Below are 4,267 nucleotides of genomic sequence, written 5' to 3' on the forward strand. Positions count from 1 at the left end.
ACGGCGGATTACTGGGTGCGTAATGTGCGGGACACGGTGCGTTTCGCCGATGCGGTGGCGCATTTGTGTGCGCAGGGTGTGACGAGGTTCGTGGAGATCGGTCCGGATGCCGTGCTCAGCGCGGTGGGGCCGGACTGTGTGCCCGGGGACGACACCGCGGTGTTCGTGCCGCTGCTGCGCCGTGAGCAACTGGAGTCGGTGACCCTGCCCACCGGGCTGGCCCGCCTCCACGCGCACGGCGGCATCGTCGACTGGACCCGGTACCTGCCGGCCGCCGACCGGGTCGAGCTGCCCACCTACGCCTTCCAGCACCGCCGCTACTGGCTGGACCCCGCCGAATCCGCCGATCCGGCCGCGTTCGGTGCGCTCCCCGCCGGGCACCCGCTGCTCGGCGCGCTGGTCGCCCTCCCCGGCGCGGTCGACACCGTCCTGACGGGACGGTTGAGCCTGCGCCGCCAGCCTTGGCTGGGCGACCACCGGGTCACCGGTACGGCCCTGCTGCCCGGCACGGCGTTCGTCGAACTCGCCCGGCACGCCGCCGAACTGCTGGGTGACCTGCGTTTGGACGAGGTGACCCTGGAGGTCCCGCTGGTGCTGCCCGCCGAGGGCGGCCTCGCCCTGCGGGTCGGCATCGGGGAACCCGACGACGCCGGCTGCCGCGCCATCGAGGTGCACTCGCGTCCGGAGGACACCGCACTGCCCTGGACCCGGCACGCCACCGGTCTGCTGGCCCCTGATGCCGAGGACACCACCGGGCTCGACATGGCGCACTGGCCCCCGGCCGGCGCCGCACCCGTCGTCCTGGACGGGTTCTACTCCCGGCTCGCCGAAACCGGCCTCGGCTACGGCCCGGCGTTCCAGGGGCTGCGTGCGGCCTGGCGGCGCGGCGACGAGATCTTCGCCGAGATCGCCCTGCCCGGCCGACAACGCGCACAGGCCGGGGAGTTCGGCCTGCACCCGGCGCTGCTGGACGCGGCGCTGCACGCCCTGGCCCTGCGCGGCGGCGAGGGACTGCGACTGCCCTTCGCCTTCCACGGGGTCCGCTGGTACGGCGCGGGCGCTGCGGCACTGCGGGTCCGGCTCACCGCCGCCGGCGACGACGCGGTCAGGGTGGACCTCGCCGACGACAGCGGCGCCCCGGTCGCCACCGTGGAGCGCGTGGTGCTGCGGGCCCTCACCGGCGCACTGCGCCCGCCCGCGCGGCTGGACTCGCTGTACCGGCTGGACTGGATGCCCGCTCGCACCGGACCGCAGCGCGAAACCGGTTCCGACGTGCTGTTCCGGGTCGAGGACACCCCGGTGGCCGAACGCACCGCCACGGTACTGGAGCGGGTGCGCGGCTGGCTGTCCGAAGAGCCGGCGCCGGGCGCCCGGCTGGTCCTGGTCACCCGCGGTGCCGTGGCCACCGGCGCCGAGGAGGTGCCCGACCCGGCCGGGGCGGCCGTGTGGGGCCTGGTGCGCTCCGCGCAGGTCGAGTGGCCCGACCGGTTCGTGCTGCTGGACACGCCCGACCCCGCCGTCACGGACGAGGAGCTGACCGCGGCGCTGGCCAGCGGCGAACCTCAACTGGCTTTGCGTGCGGGGCGGTTGTCGGTGCCGCGGCTGTCGCGGGTGACGGAGGTGTCCGGGGAGGTGCCGTGGTCGGCCGAGGACACCGTGCTGGTCACGGGGGCGAGTGGCACGCTCGGGCGTCTGGTGGCGCGGCATCTGGTGGAGCGGCACGGGGTGCGGGGGCTGGTGCTGGTGTCCCGGCGTGGGGGTGGTGCGCCGGGTATGACCGAGCTGGCCGCGGATCTCGCGGGACTCGGCGCCACGGTGCGGGTGGTGGCGTGTGACGTGGCCGAGCGGGAGGCGGTGGCCGCGCTGCTGGCCGAGCATCCGGTGACGGCGGTGGTGCACGCCGCCGGGGTGGTGGACGACGGTCTGGTCACCGGCCTCACCGAGGAGCGGCTCAGGGCGGTCCTGGCGCCGAAGGTGCTGGGCGCGCGGTGGCTGGACGAGCTGACCCTCGACCGGCACCTCACCCGGTTCGTGCTGTTCTCCTCCGCCTCGGCGACCCTCGGCAACGCCGGGCAGGCCGCCTACTCCGCCGCCAACGCCCACCTGGACGCGCTGGCCCGGGCCAGGCACGCCGCCGGGCTCCCGGCCACCTCGCTGGGCTGGGGCCTGTGGGAGGAGCGCAGCGGCATCACCGGGGGGCTGGCCGGCGCCGACCTGGCCCGCATCGCCCGCAGCGGCATCGCCGCCCTGCCCACCGAGGACGCCCTGGCCCTGCTGGACGCCGCCGTCGGGCTCGACGAGGCGGCCGTACTGCCGATGCGGCTGGACACCGCCGCCCTGCACCGACTGGACCCGCTGCCCGGGGTGTTCGCAGGCCTGGTCCGCGGCCGCCGCCGTACGGGGCAGCAGTCCGGCTGGGCCGGCCGGCTGCGCGCGCTGCCCGCGCCGGAGCGCCGCCGCGCCGCCCTGGACCTGGTGCGCACCCAGGCCGCCGGGGTGCTGGACCTGGCCGGGGCCGAACAGGTCGGTGCCGAGCAGTCCTTCGCGGACCTCGGCTTCGACTCGCTGACCGCGCTGGAACTGCGCAACCGGCTCGGCGCCGCCACCGGCTTACGGCTGCCCACCACCCTGGTGTTCGACCACCCCACCCCGGCAGTACTGGCCGCCTTCGTGCTCGCCGAAGCCGGTGACCTGCAGACCGCACCGGAACCCAGCGCCCCCGCGGTGGCGGCCACGGCGGACGAGCCGATCGCGATCGTCGGCATGGCCTGCCGCTACCCCGGCGGGGTCACCACCCCGGAGCAGTTGTGGGACCTGGTCGCCACGGGCCGGGACGCCATCACCGCCTTCCCCGCCGACCGCGGCTGGGACCTGGCCGGACTGCCGGTGGGGCTCGGCGGGTTCGTCGCCGGCGCCGGTGACTTCGACCCCGGGTTCTTCGGCATCTCGCCGCGCGAGGCGCTGGCGATGGACCCGCAGCAGCGGCTGCTGCTGGAGACGTCCTGGGAGGCGTTCGAACGCGCCGGCATCGACCCGTCGGCCCTGCGCGGCAGCCGCACCGGGGTGTTCGCGGGGCTGATGTACCACGACTACGCGACCAGGCTGGCGCATGTGCCGGAAGAGCTGGAGGGCTATCTGGGCAACGGCAACCTGGGCAGCATCGCCACCGGCCGGGTCGCCTACACCTTCGGGTTCACCGGCCCGGCGGTCACCGTGGACACCGCCTGCTCGTCCTCGCTGGTGGCACTCCACCTGGCCGCCCAGTCACTGCGCTCCGGTGAGTCAACCCTGGCGCTGGCCGGCGGCGTGACCGTCATGTCCAGCCCCACGCCGTTCCGGGAGTTCGACCGGCAGCGCGGCCTGGCCGCCGACGGCCGCTGCAAGTCCTTCTCCGCCGACGCCGACGGCACCGGCTGGTCCGAGGGCATAGGGTTGCTGGTGCTGGAGCGGCTGTCCGACGCACAGGCGAGCGGCCACCAGGTGCTGGCCGTGCTGCGCGGTTCCGCGGTCAACCAGGACGGCGCGTCCAACGGCCTCACCGCGCCCAACGGCCCCTCGCAGGAGCGGGTGATCCGCGCCGCGCTGGCCGCCGCCGGACTCTCCTCCCAGGACGTCGACGCGGTGGAGGCGCACGGCACCGGCACCACACTCGGCGACCCGATCGAGGCCGGGGCCCTGCTGGCCACCTACGGCGCCGACCGCGACCGGCCGCTGTGGCTGGGGTCGGTCAAGTCCAACATCGGCCACACCCAGGCCGCCGCCGGAGTCGCCGGGGTGATCAAGATGGTGCAGGCGATGCGGCACGGCCTGCTGCCGCGCACCCTGCACATCGACGAACCGACCCCCCACGCGGACTGGTCCGCCGGACCGGTGCGGCTGCTCACCGAGGCGGTCGACTGGCCCGAGACCGGGGTCCGTCGTGCCGCGGTGTCGGCGTTCGGGGTCAGCGGTACGAACGCGCACGTGATCATCGAGCAGGCCCCGGCCGTCGAGGCCGTGCCAGTCGCCGAGCCGGTGCTGCCGGTGCCGGTGCCGGTGTTCGTGTCCGGGCGTGGTGGCGAGGGGTTGCGGGGGCAGGCGGCGCGGTTGCGTGAGCATCTGCTCGCCGAGCCGGGGGCCACTGTGGTGGAGGTGGCTCGTGCGGCCGCGTTGTCCCGGGCGGCTCTGGAGCACCGGGGGGCGGTGGTGGCCGCCGACCGGGAGGAGTTGCTGGCCGGTTTGGCGGCGCTGGCGGAGGGCGGGGCCGGTGCGATCACCGGTATCGCCG

General features: G+C 75.5%; 1 protein-coding gene. It reads left to right on the plus strand.

The features are described 5' to 3' along the window. Window positions 1-90: 90 nt before the first annotated feature. Window positions 91-4,267, plus strand: a 4,177-nt coding sequence (locus tag AB0L59_RS42140; RefSeq protein ID WP_365593485.1) for an SDR family NAD(P)-dependent oxidoreductase, incomplete at its 3' end; no start/stop codon positions are given.

The organism is Streptomyces sp. NPDC052109, assembly GCF_040680195.1.
Taxonomy (GTDB): domain Bacteria; phylum Actinomycetota; class Actinomycetes; order Streptomycetales; family Streptomycetaceae; genus Streptomyces.